This window comes from Serratia quinivorans (genome assembly GCF_052113645.1).
In the GTDB taxonomy this organism is placed as follows: domain Bacteria; phylum Pseudomonadota; class Gammaproteobacteria; order Enterobacterales; family Enterobacteriaceae; genus Serratia; species Serratia quinivorans_B.
On the sequence record NZ_JBIEIU010000010.1, the window covers coordinates 176,877 to 192,416 of the forward strand.

The following is a 15,540-nucleotide window of genomic DNA, read 5'->3' on the forward strand; positions in this document are numbered from 1 at the left end:
GGGAGAGGTTATGGTTGCGGTAAGAAGTGCACATCTGAACACGGCTGGTGAATTTGCGCTCGACGAGTGGATTGCCAGCTTGGGGCTACCTAACCCGCAGTCATGTGAGCGATTAGCCGCAACCTGGCGTTACTGTGAGCAACAGACCCTGAACCATCCTAACGCGCCGCTGTTGCTGTGGCGCGGGCTGGAAATGGTAGAAATTCTCTCTACTCTGAGCATGGATAACGACAGCATGCGCGCCGCGCTGCTGTTCCCGCTGGTGGATGCCGGCATTGTGCAAGAAGAGACCCTGACCGAAGAGTTCGGCAAGGGCATCACCTATCTGGTGCATGGCGTGCGCGACATGGACGCCATCCGCCAACTGAAAGCCACCCAAAACGATTCGATGGCCTCCGAGCAGGTCGACAACGTGCGCCGCATGCTGTTGGCGATGGTGGAGGATTTCCGCTGCGTGGTCATCAAGCTGGCGGAGCGTATCGCTCACCTGCGCGAAGTGAAGGATGCGCCGGAAGACGAGCGCGTCCTGGCGGCCAAAGAGTGTTCGAATATCTATGCGCCGTTGGCTAACCGTCTGGGCATCGGGCAGCTCAAATGGGAGCTGGAAGATTTCTGCTTCCGCTACCTGCACCCGGACGAGTACAAGCGCATCGCCAAGCTGCTGCACGAACGCCGCATCGATCGCGAACAGTTTATTGATGATTTTGTTGCCTCGCTGCGCAATGCGATGGTCGATGAAGGCGTCAAGGCGGACATCTACGGCCGTCCAAAACATATTTACAGCATCTGGCGCAAGATGCAGAAGAAAGCGCTGGCATTTGACGAGCTGTTTGACGTGCGTGCGGTGCGCGTGGTGGTCGAGCGCTTGCAGGACTGCTATGCGGCGCTGGGGATTGTGCATACCCACTTCCGCCATCTGCCGGATGAGTTCGACGACTACGTCGCCAACCCAAAACCCAACGGCTACCAGTCGATCCACACCGTGGTGCTGGGGCCGCGCGGTAAAACGCTGGAGATTCAGATCCGCACCCGCCAGATGCATGAAGACGCCGAACTGGGCGTGGCCGCGCACTGGAAATACAAAGAGGGTGCGGTCGCGACGGTACGTTCCGGCTATGAGGAACGCATCGCCTGGCTGCGCAAACTGATCGCCTGGCAAGAAGAGATGGCGGACTCCGGCGAAATGCTCGACGAGGTGCGCAGTCAGGTGTTCGACGATCGGGTTTATGTGTTTACCCCGAAAGGGGATGTGGTGGATCTGCCGGCCGGCTCGACGCCGCTCGACTTCGCCTACCATATTCACAGCGACGTCGGCCACCGCTGCATCGGCGCCAAAATTGGCGGCCGCATCGTGCCCTTTACCTACCAACTGCGGATGGGGGACCAGATTGAAATCATCACCCAGAAGCAGCCGAACCCGAGCCGCGACTGGCTGAACCCGAACCTGGGCTATGTCACCACCAGCCGCGGACGCTCCAAGATCCACAACTGGTTCCGCAAACAGGATCGCGATAAAAATATCCTTGCCGGTCGCCAGATGCTGGACAGCGAGCTGGAACACCTCGGCATCAGCCTGAAAGAGGCCGAGAAGCTGCTGATCCCGCGTTACAACATGAATTCGCTGGATGAAATACTGGCGGCGATTGGCGGCGGCGATATTCGCCTCAACCAGATGGTGAATTTCCTGCAGGGCAAGTTCAACAAGCCGAGCGCCGAAGAGCAGGATCGCGAAGCGCTGCGACAGCTGGTTCAGCACAAAGCGCCGCCGGCGACCCGCAGCAAGGACAACGGCCGGGTGGTGGTGGAAGGGGTCGGCAACCTGATGCACCACATTGCCCGCTGCTGTCAGCCGATCCCGGGCGACGATATTATCGGTTTTATCACCCAGGGGCGCGGTATCTCCATCCACCGTGCGGACTGTGACCAGTTGGTGGATCTGCAATCGCACGCGCCGGAACGCATCGTGGACGCGGTGTGGGGCGAAAGCTATTCCAGCGGTTACTCGCTGGTGGTGCGCGTAATGGCTAACGACCGCAGCGGCCTGCTGCGTGACATCACCACCATTTTGGCCAACGAAAAGGTCAACGTGCTGGGCGTAGCCAGCCGGAGCGACACCAAAAAGCAGTTGGCGACCATCGATATGGACATTGAAATCTACAACCAGCAGGTGCTGGGCCGGGTGCTGGCCAAGCTCAATCAACTGCCGGACGTGATCGACGCCAAACGCCTGCACGGCAGTTAAATTTCCTGCGCCTTTCGAGCCGCATCGTTGTTGGCCAAGCTCCGTGGCTTCAGTTATCGTAGGGGGCGAATATATTCGCCCCGATTGACCCGGGCGCAGCATGCGGCGCCCCTGCGTTTCACTTTAATGACTGATGCCCATTCTTTTGTCAGAGACTTTCATATGACCCAATCTTCTCCGCTGCAACGCTTGCTGAACATCATGAAAACGCTGCGCGATCCGCAGGTCGGTTGCCCATGGGACCGTAAGCAAACCTTCGCCACCATCGCCCCTTACACGCTGGAAGAAACCTACGAGGTGCTGGACGCTATCGAACGTCAGGATTACGACGACCTGCGCGACGAACTGGGAGACCTGTTGTTCCAGGTGGTGTTCTACGCCCAGATGGGCCAGGAGCAAGGGCTGTTTGACTTCGACGAAGTGTGCAATGCCATCAGTGACAAGCTGGAACGCCGTCACCCGCATATTTTCGGTGAAGCCGATGCGGCGGACAGCGAGGCCGTTGCGGCACGCTGGGAGCAGTTGAAGGCTGGTGAACGCGCCGAGAAAGAGCTGCATTCGGCACTGGACGACATTCCGCAGGCGCTGCCGGCACTGATGAAAGCGCACAAAATCCAGAAACGCTGCGCTTCGGTCGGTTTTGACTGGCATACATTGGGGCCGGTGCTGGACAAGGTGTATGAAGAGATCGACGAAGTGATGCATGAAGCGCAGCAGGCTGTGGTCGACGAACAGAAACTGGAAGAAGAAATCGGCGATCTGCTGTTCGCCACGGTAAATTTATCGCGCCATCTTGGCCACAAGGCAGAAAACGCGTTACAGGCGGCCAACCGCAAGTTCGAGCGTCGTTTCCGCCAGGTGGAAGAGATTATCAAGCAACGTGGACTGCAGATGGGCGACGCTACCCTGGAGCAAATGGAAGAGGCGTGGCAGCAGGTTAAGAGCCAGGAAAACTAATTTACTGCTCTGGTGTCACAGGATTGTCGCTCTATCCTAATCTTGATCGGCGACAAGGTTCACCCAAGCTGAAACGGTTAAGCTCAGAGCCATAATTTGCTGAACCGTGGCTTACCGACAGCAAAACGCCAACAAACTGAAATCTAAGGCGTTTTATTGTCTCGAAAGGGCGGAAAAATAAATTTTCCTATGCTAACTCCTTGTTTTAAAAAGACAGGCTCTGGCAGCCCGATAGAGTAAACCCTGATGAACCCTTGATGGTGACAGAGATGATGGACAGTAAAACGATCGTTTGTAGGTCTGGAGAGGTTCGGGTATACTACTTTCCCGTCTTGGTTCTTCCATCGTCTTTAAACCTAAACTCTCAGGTTCAGCATGACAACTAATTATATTTTTGTGACCGGCGGGGTCGTATCCTCTCTGGGTAAAGGCATTGCCGCAGCCTCTCTGGCGGCTATTCTTGAAGCCCGTGGCCTCAACGTTACCATCATGAAACTGGACCCGTACATCAACGTGGATCCGGGCACCATGAGCCCGATTCAGCATGGGGAAGTTTTCGTCACCGAAGACGGCGCAGAAACCGATCTGGATTTGGGTCACTACGAGCGCTACATCCGCACCAAAATGTCGCGCCGCAACAACTTCACCACCGGTCGCATTTACTCCGACGTTCTGCGTAAAGAACGCCGTGGCGACTATCTGGGCGCAACCGTACAGGTTATCCCGCACATCACCAACGCGATCAAAGAACGCATCCTCGAAGGCGGCGAAGGCCACGACGTGGTGTTGGTTGAGATCGGCGGTACCGTTGGCGATATCGAATCGCTGCCGTTCCTGGAAGCCATCCGCCAGATGGCCGTGGAAGTGGGTCGTGAGCACACCCTGTACATGCACCTGACGCTGGTGCCGTACATGGCCGCTGCCGGTGAAGTGAAAACCAAACCGACTCAGCATTCCGTAAAAGAACTGCTTTCCATCGGTATTCAGCCAGATGTGCTGATTTGCCGTTCCGATCGCACAGTTCCTGCTAACGAGCGCGCGAAAATCGCACTTTTCTGTAACGTGCCGGAAAAAGCCGTTATCTCCCTGAAAGACGTTGATTCTATTTATAAAATCCCAGGCCTATTGAAATCTCAGGGGCTTGATGATTATATTTGTAAACGATTCAGCCTCAACGCGCCGGAAGCCAACCTGGCCGAATGGGAGCAGGTGATTTACGAAGAAGCCAATCCGGGCGGCGAAGTGACTATCGGTATGGTCGGCAAATATGTCGAACTGCCGGATGCTTATAAGTCGGTGATTGAAGCTCTGAAACACGGCGGCCTGAAAAATCGTCTGACCGTGAACATCAAGCTGATCGACTCGCAGGATGTAGAAACCCGCGGTGTAGAAGTGCTGAAAGGTCTGGATGCGATCCTGATCCCAGGCGGTTTCGGCTACCGTGGCGTTGAAGGCAAGGTGATGACCGCGCGTTATGCGCGTGAGAATAACATCCCTTACCTGGGCATCTGTCTGGGTATGCAGGTGGCACTGATGGAGTTCGCTCGCAACGTTGTGGGCATGGAGAACGCCAACTCAACCGAGTTTGTGCCAGACTGTAAGTACCCGGTGGTGGCGTTGATCACCGAATGGCGCGACGAAGACGGCAACGTCGAAGTGCGTACCGAAGAAAGCGATTTGGGTGGCACGATGCGTGTCGGTGGCCAGCAATGCCACCTGACCGACAATAGCCTGGTGCGCCAGATGTACGGCGAACCGACCATTGTTGAACGTCATCGTCACCGTTATGAAGTTAACAACATGCTGTTGAAGCAAATTGAAGCTGCCGGGCTGTTGGTTGCCGGCCGTTCCGCAGACAACAAGCTGGTTGAGATTATCGAACTGCCGAATCATCCGTGGTTTGTAGCTTGTCAGTTCCACCCGGAATTTACTTCGACGCCGCGTGATGGTCATCCGTTGTTCGCCGGCTTTGTGAAGGCCGCTGGTGAGTATCAGAAGCGCCAGGTGAAATAAAATATTTGGTAGGCGGCGCGCGGTGAGAACCGCGCGCTGTTTGTCTGGAGTTTTAGTTTAACTTGTACTGAGGAAAACCTAATGTCCAAAATCGTTAAAGTCATCGGTCGTGAAATCATCGACTCCCGCGGTAACCCGACTGTTGAAGCCGAAGTGCATCTGGAAGGCGGTTTCGTAGGTCTGGCTGCTGCGCCGTCAGGTGCTTCTACCGGTTCCCGTGAAGCACTGGAACTGCGTGACGGTGACAAGTCTCGTTTCCTGGGTAAAGGCGTACTGAAAGCCGTTGCTGCAGTAAATGGCCCGATCGCTCAGGCAGTACTGGGCAAAGATGCCAAAGACCAGGCTAACATCGACAAGATCATGATCGACCTGGACGGCACTGAAAACAAATCCCAGTTCGGCGCTAACGCCATTCTGGCGGTTTCCCTGGCGGCGGCTAAAGCGGCTGCAGCTTCTAAAGGTATGCCGCTGTATGAGCACATCGCTGAGCTGAACGGCACCCCAGGCAAATTCTCTATGCCACTGCCTATGATGAACATCATCAACGGCGGCGAGCACGCTGACAACAACGTCGACATTCAGGAATTCATGATTCAGCCGGTTGGCGCGAAATCCCTGAAAGAAGCCGTTCGCATCGGTTCTGAAGTTTTCCATCACCTGGCGAAAGTGCTGAAGGCCAAAGGCCTGAACACCGCTGTCGGTGACGAAGGCGGCTACGCACCAAACCTGGGTTCCAACGCCGAAGCCCTGGCTGTTATCGCTGAAGCGGTAAAAGCAGCAGGCTACGAGCTGGGCAAAGACGTGACCCTGGCGATGGACTGTGCGGCTTCCGAGTTCTACAAAGACGGTAAATACGTACTGGCCGGCGAAGGCAACAAAGCCTTCACTTCCGAAGAGTTCACTCACTTCCTGGAAGAGCTGACCAAACAGTACCCAATCGTGTCTATCGAAGACGGCCTGGACGAATCTGACTGGGATGGTTTCGCATACCAGACCAAAGTGCTGGGCGACAAAATCCAGCTGGTGGGCGACGACCTGTTCGTTACCAACACCAAGATCCTGAAAGAAGGCATCGAGAAAGGCATCGCTAACTCCATCCTGATCAAATTCAACCAGATCGGTTCTCTGACCGAAACTCTGGCTGCTATCAAGATGGCGAAAGACGCAGGCTACACCGCGGTGATCTCTCACCGTTCCGGTGAAACCGAAGACGCAACCATCGCCGACCTGGCTGTGGGTACTGCGGCTGGCCAGATCAAAACCGGTTCTATGAGCCGTTCTGACCGCGTTGCCAAATACAACCAACTGATCCGTATCGAAGAAGCGCTGGGCTCTCGCGCTCCGTTCAATGGCCTGAAAGAAGTTAAAGGTCAGTAATAACGGCTTGGTTCGTGACTGAATAAAAACCCGCTGCGGCGGGTTTTTTTATACCTGTTGAATTTTGATGTTTATATGGTAAATATATAATACGTTATTTATTTATCATCCAATTAATTCAATGCGCTCCTGTAACAGCAATATTTAAATGTAATAATAAAAATCCCATTTATAAATTCCTTTTTTAATTGCTTTATTCCTTTTAGTTACTAGACTGCCAATAAGGCAGAAAATTCAGCCTGTATTCCTGCCTCCGTTAGTTTCCCCATCAAATTGCCGACCTGCGGGCCGGCTGGGCGAGGGCTTGATGCGAAACAGGATTGTGATTGTCGGTGGCGGTACGGGAGGCACTATATTGGCCAATTTACTGGCCGCGAAATTACATCGGGAAATATTGAATAATAAAGTTGAGTTATTAATGATTTCGGATTCCCCGGTCCATTATTATAAACCCGCTTTTATGTACGTGGCTTTCAACGCTTTTTTTAAACAGGAATTAATCCGCTCTCAGCAAAGCCTGTTACGCCCGGAAATTCAATTTATTGTGGATAAGGCGGAACGCTTTGATTTACCTCAGCGGGTGATCCATACCCGCAGCGGCAAACAGTATCCCTATGACTTTTTGGTTTTTGCCACCGGTTGCGTGCCTTGGCCAGAGCGTATCGAGGGGCTGGCGCAGGCGGGCGATCATTTTTATCAATATCAGGCCGCCCGGCAACTGGCGCAAAAGCTGTCGAGCATCGAAAAAGGCCGCATTTTTATTACCGTCTCCTTCCCCGAAACGCCCAATGTGCCGCACCAGTGCGGTATTGCACCGATAGAAACTACCCTGATGCTCGATGATTACCTGCGTCGGCGCGGAGTGCGCAAGGCGATTGAAATTGTGTATACCTATCCCAGCGTCTCGCAATTGCTGCGTAACTGCCTGTTTTTACAACGTCCAACGGCGGAAGCCTTGCCCGGTATCTTTGCGGCGCGTGATATCCGCCATCAGCGCGGATTTACTCTCAGCCGGGTGGATGCCCAGCAGAAAATCGCCTATTCCGCCGAGGGTGAGCAGCAGCCGTTCGATATCCTGATGGCCACCCCGCCGATCCGCGCGGTAGAGGCGGTGTGCAACACTGGCCTGAGCGAGGGCCACAACGGTGAAGGCTGGTTGCCGACCGACCACCAGACGCTGCAGGTTTACGGCCAGCAAGGGGTTTATGTCATCGGCGATACGGTCGATTTACCGGTCAGTAAGGCCGGTGGCTCCTGCCACAATCAGGCTCCGGTGATTGCAGACAATATCGTGGCCGAACTGAGGCTGGGTCAGACCGTCAGCCACTATGACGGCAAGGTGCAGGCCATTGCCCAAATGGGGCTGCAAGCCGGAATGCCGCTGGTTTATGACTATCGTCACGATGTGCTGCCGACGCCGCCAACCAAAGTGGGCGGCATGCTGCGCAACGGTTTTAATCGCGGACTCTACTGGGCGACGGTACGCGGGCTGATATAACGGAGGGCCTATGAACGCATCTGAACATGAACCCCTGGCGGCGTTGCTGGACAAGTTGCAGCCGCTACTGGCCGGTGGGCGGCTCGATAACGTGGTCGATCTGCTGTCGCTGCTGTCTGATCTGGTGGATATCGCCGATAACGCACTGGTGGAAAAGTTGGCCGGGGTATTTGAAGGCTTGGTGGCCGCGGGGTGGGAGGGTGGAATGGCGCTGAAAATGGCGCATACCGAGTTGCAGCAGGATCCGTCGCCCGCCAATTTTCGCTCGCTGTACGCCCTGTTACGCCAGCCGGATACCGTATTGGGCCTGATGTTGGTGCTGCGCACCCTGCAAATCATCGGCCAGCGTGTGCGCAGCAGTGCGCTGCCACCGGATGCCGGCTCAAAATAAGCACCCTTGTTTTCCCTCTCTCAGGTAAGGAGTTGTCATGTCTGCCACTTTCAGGCAAGCCTTTGCCACTCGTGCGATCCACCACGGCTACGATCCCCAGCAGCATCTGGGGGCGCTCTGTCCCCCGGTGTATATGAGTTCGACCTTTACCTTCCCGACGGCGGAATACGGCGGTGCCTGCTTTGACGGCAGTGAGCCGGGATATTTTTATTCACGCATCGCCAACCCGACGCTCAACCTGCTGGAACAGCGGATCGCCAATCTGGAAGGTGGAGAAGCCGCGGTGGCATTCTCCTCCGGTATGGGCGCGATTACCGCCTGCTGCTGGACGCTGCTCAATCCGGGGGATGAGCTGATTGTCGATGAGACCATTTACGGCTGCACCTTCAGCTATTTTCATCACGGGTTGGCGCGCTACGGCGTGAAAATCACCCACGTTGACCTGACCCGGCCGGAGCGGCTGACGGCGGCGATAGGCCCACGGACCCGCATGGTGTATTGCGAAACGCCGGCCAACCCGAATATGCGGTTGGTCGACATTGCCGCCGTGGCCGAGATCGCTCATCGCCAACAGGCACTGTTGCTGGTGGATAACACCTATTGCACCCCGTATTTGCAACGGCCGCTGGAACTGGGGGCGGACATCGTGGTGCACTCCGCCACCAAATACATTGGTGGGCACGGTGACCTGCTGGCCGGGCTGGCGGTGACGCGTCAGGATTTGGCGCAGGACATCCGCTTGGTCGGGCTGAAAGATATGAACGGCGCGGTGATGTCTGCTCAAGATGCCGCCTTGCTGCTGCGTGGGTTGAAAACCCTGCCGTTGCGTATGGAACGCCACTGCGATAATGCGCAACGGTTGGCGGAAATGCTGGCACAGCATTCGGCGGTAGAACGTGTCTATTATCCCGGACTGGAGGGTTTTCCCCAGTATGCGTTGGCGCAGCGGCAAATGGCACGACCGGGCGGCATGCTGGCGTTTGAACTGAGGGGAGGGATGGCCGCGGGGATCCGCTTCCTCAATGCGTTGCGTTTGATCTTGCGCGCGGTCAGCCTGGGAGATTGTGAATCGCTGGCGCAACACCCCGCCAGCATGACCCACTCGGCCTACAGCCCTGAGGAACGGCAGCGCCACCATATCAGCGACGGGCTGATACGCTTGTCCGCCGGGCTGGAAGATCTTGGCGACCTGCAGGCGGATATCCGCCAGGCCTTGGTGGCAAGATAGCGTTGATGCCCCTGCCCAGCAGGGCAGGGGCGGGTATTAGCTTAGCCTTGGGGCAATCTCCGCCAGTGCCTGTTCGTCCTGCAACAGTGCGGCGCAGCGGGCAATATCCGGTGCCAACCAGCGATCCTGATGGTAAGGCTCTACCCTTTGGCGCAGCTGTCGCCAGGCGCGCCCGGTGCCGTCGCCAAAGCGCTGCGGTTGCAAAAACTCGAATGCCTGTGCCGCCAGCAGGTACTCAATCGCCAGGATTTGGTTAACGTTGGCCAGCAACTTATGCAGCCGCAACGCGGCACCGGTGCCCAGACTGAGGTGATCTTCCTGTAGCGCCGAAGTGACATAGTTATCCACCACGCAAGGCTGTGCCAGTTGCCGGTTCTCTGCGCACAGCGAGGCCGCCACGTATTGGGCGATCATCATGCCGGAATTGACACCCGGCTCACTGACCAGGAATGGGGGCAGACCGCTGACCAGCGGGTTAATCAGCCGATCGATACGCCGTTCTGCAATGCCGCCGAGTTCGGCGATAGCGATGGCCAGCAGATCGGCGGCCATGGCCACCGATTCACCGTGCGGATTGGCCTGTGACATCACGCGGAAGTTATCCGGGGTGCCGAGCAGCAGCGGATTATCGGAGATGCCGTTCAGTTCGGTTTCAATTTGCCGTTCGGCATGGACAATTTGATCGCGACAGGCGCCGTGCACCTGCGGAATGGAGCGGATGCTCAACGCATCCTGAGTGCGGATCCCTTTGCTGGCGGCTATCACTGCGCTGTCGTTCAGCAGGGCCCGCAGATTCCTGCCCACCCGTTGCATGCCTGGATGCGGTTTCAACGCCAATATTTCTTCGTCGAAGGCGGCGATTTGCCCGCGTAATGCCTCAAAACTCATGGCACCCAACACATCCGCCCAGCGCGCCAGCCGCCAGGCATCGGCTAGCGCCAGACAGCTTAATCCGGTCATGCAAGGCGTGCCGTTGACCAGACACAGGCCATCTTTGGCCCCGAGCGGCGGCAGCGCAATGCCTTCCTCCGCCAGCGCCTGGGCGGCAGCGACGACCTGTCCGCGATAGCTGGCCTCACCCAGCCCGAGCAGGGTTACGCCGACGTGTGCCATATGGGTCAGGTAACCGACCGAACCCTGCGACGGGACCTGTGGAGTGACACCGCGGTTCAGCAACGCCAGCAGCGCTTCAACCACCGGTCGCTGAATGCCGGACTTGCCGTGGCTGTAGTTAACGATGGCGCAGCAAATAATGGCACGGGTTTGCTCATCGCTCAGCGGTGTACCCACCCCGCAGGCGTGGCTCATCAAGGTATTGCGCGATAGCTGTGCCAATTGTTCGCCGTGCAGTGCCTGGTTGCACAACGCGCCCAGACCGGTGTTGACGCCATAGGCGCGTTGTTCGCTGGAGACGATTTGCTGCACGATGGCCTGCGCATTCTCGATACGTGCCCAGGCGGCGTCAGAAAGACTCAGCGGCGCCTGATGTCGCGCTACTGCCACCACATCCTGCCAGCGCAGCGACTGGCGGTCGATCTCTACTGAAGAGGGATAATGCATCTTGGGATCCTCAGGCACGGGCCACCATCATTGGGCGCGGTTTCTGCACGTTTTCATCCAGCGCCAGACGGCGTTGCACAAAGCGGTTAACGTACTCGTCGGCCGGGTTGTTAAGAATGTCCTGCGGCGTGCCGACCTGGATCAGTTTGCCGTCTTTGAGGATCGCGATCCGGTTACCGATGCGAACCGCCTCATCCAGATCGTGGGTGATAAACACCAGCGTCTTGTGCAGTTCTTTTTGCAGTGCCAGCAGTTGATCCTGCATCTCGGCGCGGATCAACGGATCCAGTGCGCTGAAGGCTTCGTCCAGCAAAATGATATCGGTATCGGTAGCCAGCGCACGCGCCAGGCCGACGCGTTGACGCATGCCGCCGGAGAGTTGATGCGGGTATGATTTCTCGTAACCCTGCAGCCCAACGGTATTGATCCAATGCCGCGCGCGTTCCTGATACAGCTCTTTATTCTCGCCGCGCACTTTCAGACCGTAGCCCACGTTGTCCAGCACCGTCTTGTGCGGCAGCAGGCCAAAGCTCTGGAACACCATGCTGATCTTGTGGCGGCGGAAGTGCTCAAGCTGTTTTTCGTCGTAGCGCAGAATATCTTCGCCATCCACCAGGATCTGGCCGCTGGTGGGATCGATCAGGCGGTTGAAGTGACGCACCAGGGTGGATTTTCCCGATCCGGACAGGCCCATGATCACGAAGATCTCACCGGCTTCGATCGACATCGACAGATCGTGCACGCCGATCACGCAGTCTGTCGCGGCCTGCACTTCCTGCTTGGTTTTACCCTGCTGGCTCAACGCCAGCGCCGCTGCCGTCTTGTGGCCGAAGATCTTGTAGACGTTTTTGATTTCTATTTTGTTCATCGGGATTACCTCGCAACGGCGGAGCGGCCGTAAGCCTGAGTGATGCGGTCAATGACCACGGCCAGAATAACGATCGCCAGTCCGGCTTCCAGCCCCAGGCCCACGTTCAGCGTCTGGATACCCACCAGTACGTCTTCGCCCAGCCCACGAGCGCCGATCATCGACGCGACGACCACCATCGACAGCGACATCATGGTGGTCTGGTTGATACCGGCCATGATGCTCGGCAGCGCCAGCGGTAACTGCACGCCGAACAGCTTCTGCCAACGGTTGGCACCAAAGGCGGTGACGGATTCCATCACTTCCTTGTCCACCTGGCGGATGCCCAAATCGGTCAGGCGGATCAACGGTGGCGTGGCGTAGATCACCGTCGCCAGGATCGCCGGCACCTTGCCCAGACCGAACAGCATCAGCACCGGGATCAGGTAGACGAAGCTCGGCATGGTTTGCATCACGTCCATCAGCGGCATCATCACCGCGCGTATGCGATCGTTGCGCGCCGCCAATACGCCCAGCGGAATACCGATAATCACCGCCAGCAGCGTGGCGACCAGCACCAGTGCCAGGGTTTGCATCAATTTGTCCCACATCCCGGCGGTGCCGACCAACAGCAACAGGCCGACGATCACCAGCGTTGGCAACCAGCGGCGGGTAGCGTGCCAGGCCAGTAGCCCCACCACGGCCAACATCAGCCACCATGGAGTGGCGCGCAGCAGGCTTTCGAGGTGGATCACCGCCCACAGCAGCGTGTCGGAGATCTTGCGGAACATATCGCCGTAGTTGGTGACCAGCACATCGACCCAGCGATTGATCCAATCGGCGATGGAGAAGGTAAAGCGTTCTGGAAACATAAGTTTTTCCCCTGTCTGGCCCGAAACCTATCCGGTTGCGGGTGGGTGTTTACTGAATGCCAAAGTGGTTACAAGGAAGCCTGAATTTTTTTCGCTGCGTCTTCGCTGACCCACTGTTTCCAGATATCCGGGTGTTGTTTGAAGAACTCCAGCGCCAGCTTCTGGGAGCTGATGCGTTCCTTGCTCATGCGCGCCAGATTCTGGTTAATCAAATCGAGCGGCAGATTCACTTTTGCCAGCACCTGCACCAGCTCAGGTGCCTGCTGGTTAAACACGCTGGAAATGCCGACCTTGATGTGAATGTTCTTGTCCACGCCCGGTTCTTCCAGTTTCACCAGATCGAGCTGGCCCATGATCGGGGTCGGTGACCAGTAGTAGAAGAGGATAGGTTCGCCGCGGCGGTAGCTGGAAAGGATCGCGGTATCCAGCGCCGGGCCGGTGCCGGGGCGGAAGTTGGTGAACTTGTCGTCCAACTTGAATTTTTTCAGGATCGCGCTGTTGTCCAGTTCGCAGGTCCAGCCGGCAGGGCAGTTGTAGAAGCGGCCTTTGTCCGGCTCTTCCTGATCGCGAAATACCTGCACATATTTGGCCAGATCCGGGATGCTTTTCAGATCCGGCGCCAGCGGTTTCAATTTGCGCTTGGCATCGCCTTCAATCACATAGCGCGGTACGTACCAGCCTTCCACCGCACCGACAATCGGTGCGCCGACGCTGACCGCTTTGCCGGCTTTCTCGGCCTTGTTCCACACTTCACTGCGGCCAATCCACTCTTCGGCGAACACCTGGATATCGTTGGTACCGACCGCCTGCTCCATGGTGATGGAGTTGCCCGGCAGCGCGTCGGTTTTGCAGTCGTAACCCTTTTGCAGCACGTATTGCATGACGTCGGTCAGCAGCATGCCGCTTTCCCAGTTCAGCCCGGCGAACTTGACTGGCTTGCCGGATTCGCACCAGCCTGCTGCGCGTGCGGACAGGCTGCCTGTCATCAGTCCGAGCGCGATCAGCGGTATCCATAATTTATGTCGTGTTTGCATAGTGATACTCCACTTTAATGACGAAGAGCCCGGGAACGGCGGGCTCGTGAGATTAATACTGTGGTGAGGACGTGACGGGTGAACCCCCGCCTTTTTTACGTACCCACAACCAGTAAGCCAGGGTAAGGAAGGCTACCCACACCAGCCCGACGTACAGGGCGATGCGGCTGTCTTCGAAGTAACCGAGCAGGCCGATGACGAACAGCATAAATACCGTCGCCAGCGCAGGTGCGACCGGCCACCACGGCACCGGGAAGCTCAGTTTGCTGACCTCTTGCGGCGTCAGCGTGCGACGCATGGCAATTTGTGACAGCAGGATCATCAGCCATACCCAGACGGTCGCGAAGGTGGCGATCGAGGCAATGATCATAAACACCTGTTTTGGGATCAGGTAGTTGAGCACCACGCCCAACAGCAGGGCGATCGACATGACCAATACCGTCATCCAGGGCACGCCGTTACCGGTCAGCCGGGTGAAGCTTTTTGGCGCCTGGCCTTCCTGCGCCATGCCGTACATCATGCGGCCCGCACCGAAGATGTCGCTGTTGATGGCGGAGATTGCGGCGGTGATCACCACCACATTCAGCACGTTGGCGGCGGAACTGATGCCCAGATTGCTGAAGATCTCGACAAACGGGCTGCCGTTTTGGCCGATGCTGTTCCACGGATAAATCGCCATCAGCACCAGCAGTGTCAGCACGTAGAACAACAGAATGCGAATCGGCACTGCATTGATCGCTTTCGGCAGCACCTTGGCGGGGTCTTTGGCCTCGCTGGCGGTAATACCGATGATCTCAATGCCGCCGAAGGCAAACATCACCACCGCCAGCGAGGCGATCACGCCGCCGATGCCGTTAGGCATAAAGCCGCCGTGCTGCCACAGGTTACTGAGGCCGGTGGCGTGCTGGGTCTGGCCGAAACCAAACAGCATCACCGCCGCGCCGCCGATGATCATGGCGACAATCGCCGCGACCTTGATCAACGACAGCCAGAATTCCATTTCGCCGAACACTTTCACGCTGCACAGGTTGAGCGCGCCGATGAACATGATAATGCTGAGCACCCACACCCATTGGGCGACGTCCGGGAACCACAGCCCCATGTAGATGCCAAAGGCGGTCACGTCCGCCAGGGCGACAATCACCATTTCGAAGGTGTAGGTCCAGCCGGTGAGGAAACCGGCCAACGGACCCAGGTAGTGGCTGGCGTAATGGCCGAAGGAGCCGGAGACCGGCTGGTGTACCGCCATCTCGCCCAGCGCGCGCATCACCATAAAGACCGCCGCACCGCCGACCAGATAAGCCAGCAGCACCGCAGGACCGGCCAGTTGGATCGCCCCTGCGGAACCGTAGAACAGACCGGTGCCGATGGCTGAGCCGAGCGCCATAAAGCGGATATGTCGCGCGTTTAATCCGCGTCTGAGTTGTGTTGTTTCGTTATGCATGTTGCTTCCCGTCGAGTTTTTACGGCAGAACAGGCACGCGCTATCCGCACCGGGTGGAACTCACCCGGTGGGACAGA

12 protein-coding genes are annotated in these 15,540 nt (G+C 57.2%); 7 read left to right on the forward strand and 5 right to left on the reverse strand.

From position 1 onward, the window contains the following. The first annotated feature begins 10 nt into the window (after window positions 1-10). The 7 genes from relA (at window position 11) to ACGS9J_RS18685 (ending at window position 9,706) form a co-directional block, all read left to right on the forward strand. On the forward strand, window positions 11-2,242 hold the full coding sequence (gene relA / locus ACGS9J_RS18655) for a GTP diphosphokinase (protein ID WP_442232300.1): 2,232 nt from the start codon (window positions 11-13) through the stop codon (window positions 2,240-2,242). A gap of 162 nt (window positions 2,243-2,404) precedes the next feature. Continuing rightward, entirely contained in the window at window positions 2,405-3,199 is a 795-nt protein-coding gene (gene mazG / locus ACGS9J_RS18660; protein ID WP_442232301.1) for a nucleoside triphosphate pyrophosphohydrolase, read from the forward strand. A 375-nt stretch (window positions 3,200-3,574) separates the two neighbouring features. Continuing rightward, window positions 3,575-5,212: a glutamine hydrolyzing CTP synthase gene (gene pyrG / locus ACGS9J_RS18665; protein ID WP_020825241.1), complete on the forward strand. Its 1,638-nt coding sequence runs from the start codon at window positions 3,575-3,577 to the stop codon at window positions 5,210-5,212. An 81-nt stretch (window positions 5,213-5,293) separates the two neighbouring features. Further along, complete coding sequence (gene eno / locus ACGS9J_RS18670) at window positions 5,294-6,589, forward strand: phosphopyruvate hydratase (RefSeq protein ID WP_442232302.1); 1,296 nt, start codon at window positions 5,294-5,296, stop codon at window positions 6,587-6,589. Window positions 6,590-6,896: 307 nt separating this feature from the next. After that, window positions 6,897-8,087, forward strand: a complete 1,191-nt coding sequence (locus tag ACGS9J_RS18675; protein WP_442232303.1) for an NAD(P)/FAD-dependent oxidoreductase — start codon at window positions 6,897-6,899, stop codon at window positions 8,085-8,087. Window positions 8,088-8,097: 10 nt separating this feature from the next. Beyond that, complete coding sequence (locus ACGS9J_RS18680) at window positions 8,098-8,478, forward strand: hypothetical protein (protein ID WP_442232304.1); 381 nt, start codon at window positions 8,098-8,100, stop codon at window positions 8,476-8,478. 37 nt (window positions 8,479-8,515) lie between these two features. Beyond that, the gene (locus tag ACGS9J_RS18685; protein WP_442232305.1) at window positions 8,516-9,706 is read left to right on the forward strand and encodes a methionine gamma-lyase; all 1,191 of its coding nucleotides are present in this window, start codon (window positions 8,516-8,518) and stop codon (window positions 9,704-9,706) included. A gap of 36 nt (window positions 9,707-9,742) precedes the next feature. On the opposite strand, the gene ACGS9J_RS18690 is transcribed toward ACGS9J_RS18685, so the two are convergent. The 5 genes from ACGS9J_RS18690 to ACGS9J_RS18710 all read right to left on the reverse strand — a co-directional run bounded on the left by ACGS9J_RS18690 (window position 9,743) and on the right by ACGS9J_RS18710 (window position 15,463). After that, complete coding sequence (locus tag ACGS9J_RS18690) at window positions 9,743-11,266, reverse strand: HAL/PAL/TAL family ammonia-lyase (protein ID WP_442232306.1); 1,524 nt, start codon at window positions 11,264-11,266, stop codon at window positions 9,743-9,745. Window positions 11,267-11,276: 10 nt separating this feature from the next. Beyond that, a complete protein-coding gene (locus ACGS9J_RS18695) occupies window positions 11,277-12,134 on the reverse strand; it encodes a quaternary amine ABC transporter ATP-binding protein (RefSeq protein WP_442232307.1) in 858 nt (285 codons plus the stop codon). A gap of 5 nt (window positions 12,135-12,139) precedes the next feature. Then, the gene (locus ACGS9J_RS18700) at window positions 12,140-12,985 is read right to left on the reverse strand and encodes an ABC transporter permease (protein ID WP_442232308.1); all 846 of its coding nucleotides are present in this window, start codon (window positions 12,983-12,985) and stop codon (window positions 12,140-12,142) included. A gap of 68 nt (window positions 12,986-13,053) precedes the next feature. Continuing rightward, window positions 13,054-14,019 (reverse strand): ABC transporter substrate-binding protein, encoded by a 966-nt coding sequence (locus ACGS9J_RS18705; protein ID WP_442232309.1) that lies wholly within the window; start codon window positions 14,017-14,019, stop codon window positions 13,054-13,056. A gap of 52 nt (window positions 14,020-14,071) precedes the next feature. Then, window positions 14,072-15,463, reverse strand: coding sequence for an amino acid permease (locus ACGS9J_RS18710; RefSeq protein WP_442232310.1), 1,392 nt, complete (start codon window positions 15,461-15,463; stop codon window positions 14,072-14,074). Window positions 15,464-15,540 lie beyond the last annotated feature (77 nt).

Coding starts and splice junctions, on each gene's coding strand:
- pyrG (WP_020825241.1), top strand. CDS start 3,575: ATGACAACTAATTATATTTTTGTGACCGGCGGGGTCGTATCCTCTCTG.
- ACGS9J_RS18680 (WP_442232304.1), top strand. CDS start 8,098: ATGAACGCATCTGAACATGAACCCCTGGCGGCGTTGCTGGACAAGTTG.
- mazG (WP_442232301.1), top strand. CDS start 2,405: ATGACCCAATCTTCTCCGCTGCAACGCTTGCTGAACATCATGAAAACG.
- ACGS9J_RS18705 (WP_442232309.1), bottom strand. CDS start 14,019: ATGCAAACACGACATAAATTATGGATACCGCTGATCGCGCTCGGACTG.
- relA (WP_442232300.1), top strand. CDS start 11: ATGGTTGCGGTAAGAAGTGCACATCTGAACACGGCTGGTGAATTTGCG.
- ACGS9J_RS18695 (WP_442232307.1), bottom strand. CDS start 12,134: ATGAACAAAATAGAAATCAAAAACGTCTACAAGATCTTCGGCCACAAG.
- eno (WP_442232302.1), top strand. CDS start 5,294: ATGTCCAAAATCGTTAAAGTCATCGGTCGTGAAATCATCGACTCCCGC.
- ACGS9J_RS18690 (WP_442232306.1), bottom strand. CDS start 11,266: ATGCATTATCCCTCTTCAGTAGAGATCGACCGCCAGTCGCTGCGCTGG.
- ACGS9J_RS18700 (WP_442232308.1), bottom strand. CDS start 12,985: ATGTTTCCAGAACGCTTTACCTTCTCCATCGCCGATTGGATCAATCGC.
- ACGS9J_RS18710 (WP_442232310.1), bottom strand. CDS start 15,463: ATGCATAACGAAACAACACAACTCAGACGCGGATTAAACGCGCGACAT.
- ACGS9J_RS18675 (WP_442232303.1), top strand. CDS start 6,897: ATGCGAAACAGGATTGTGATTGTCGGTGGCGGTACGGGAGGCACTATA.
- ACGS9J_RS18685 (WP_442232305.1), top strand. CDS start 8,516: ATGTCTGCCACTTTCAGGCAAGCCTTTGCCACTCGTGCGATCCACCAC.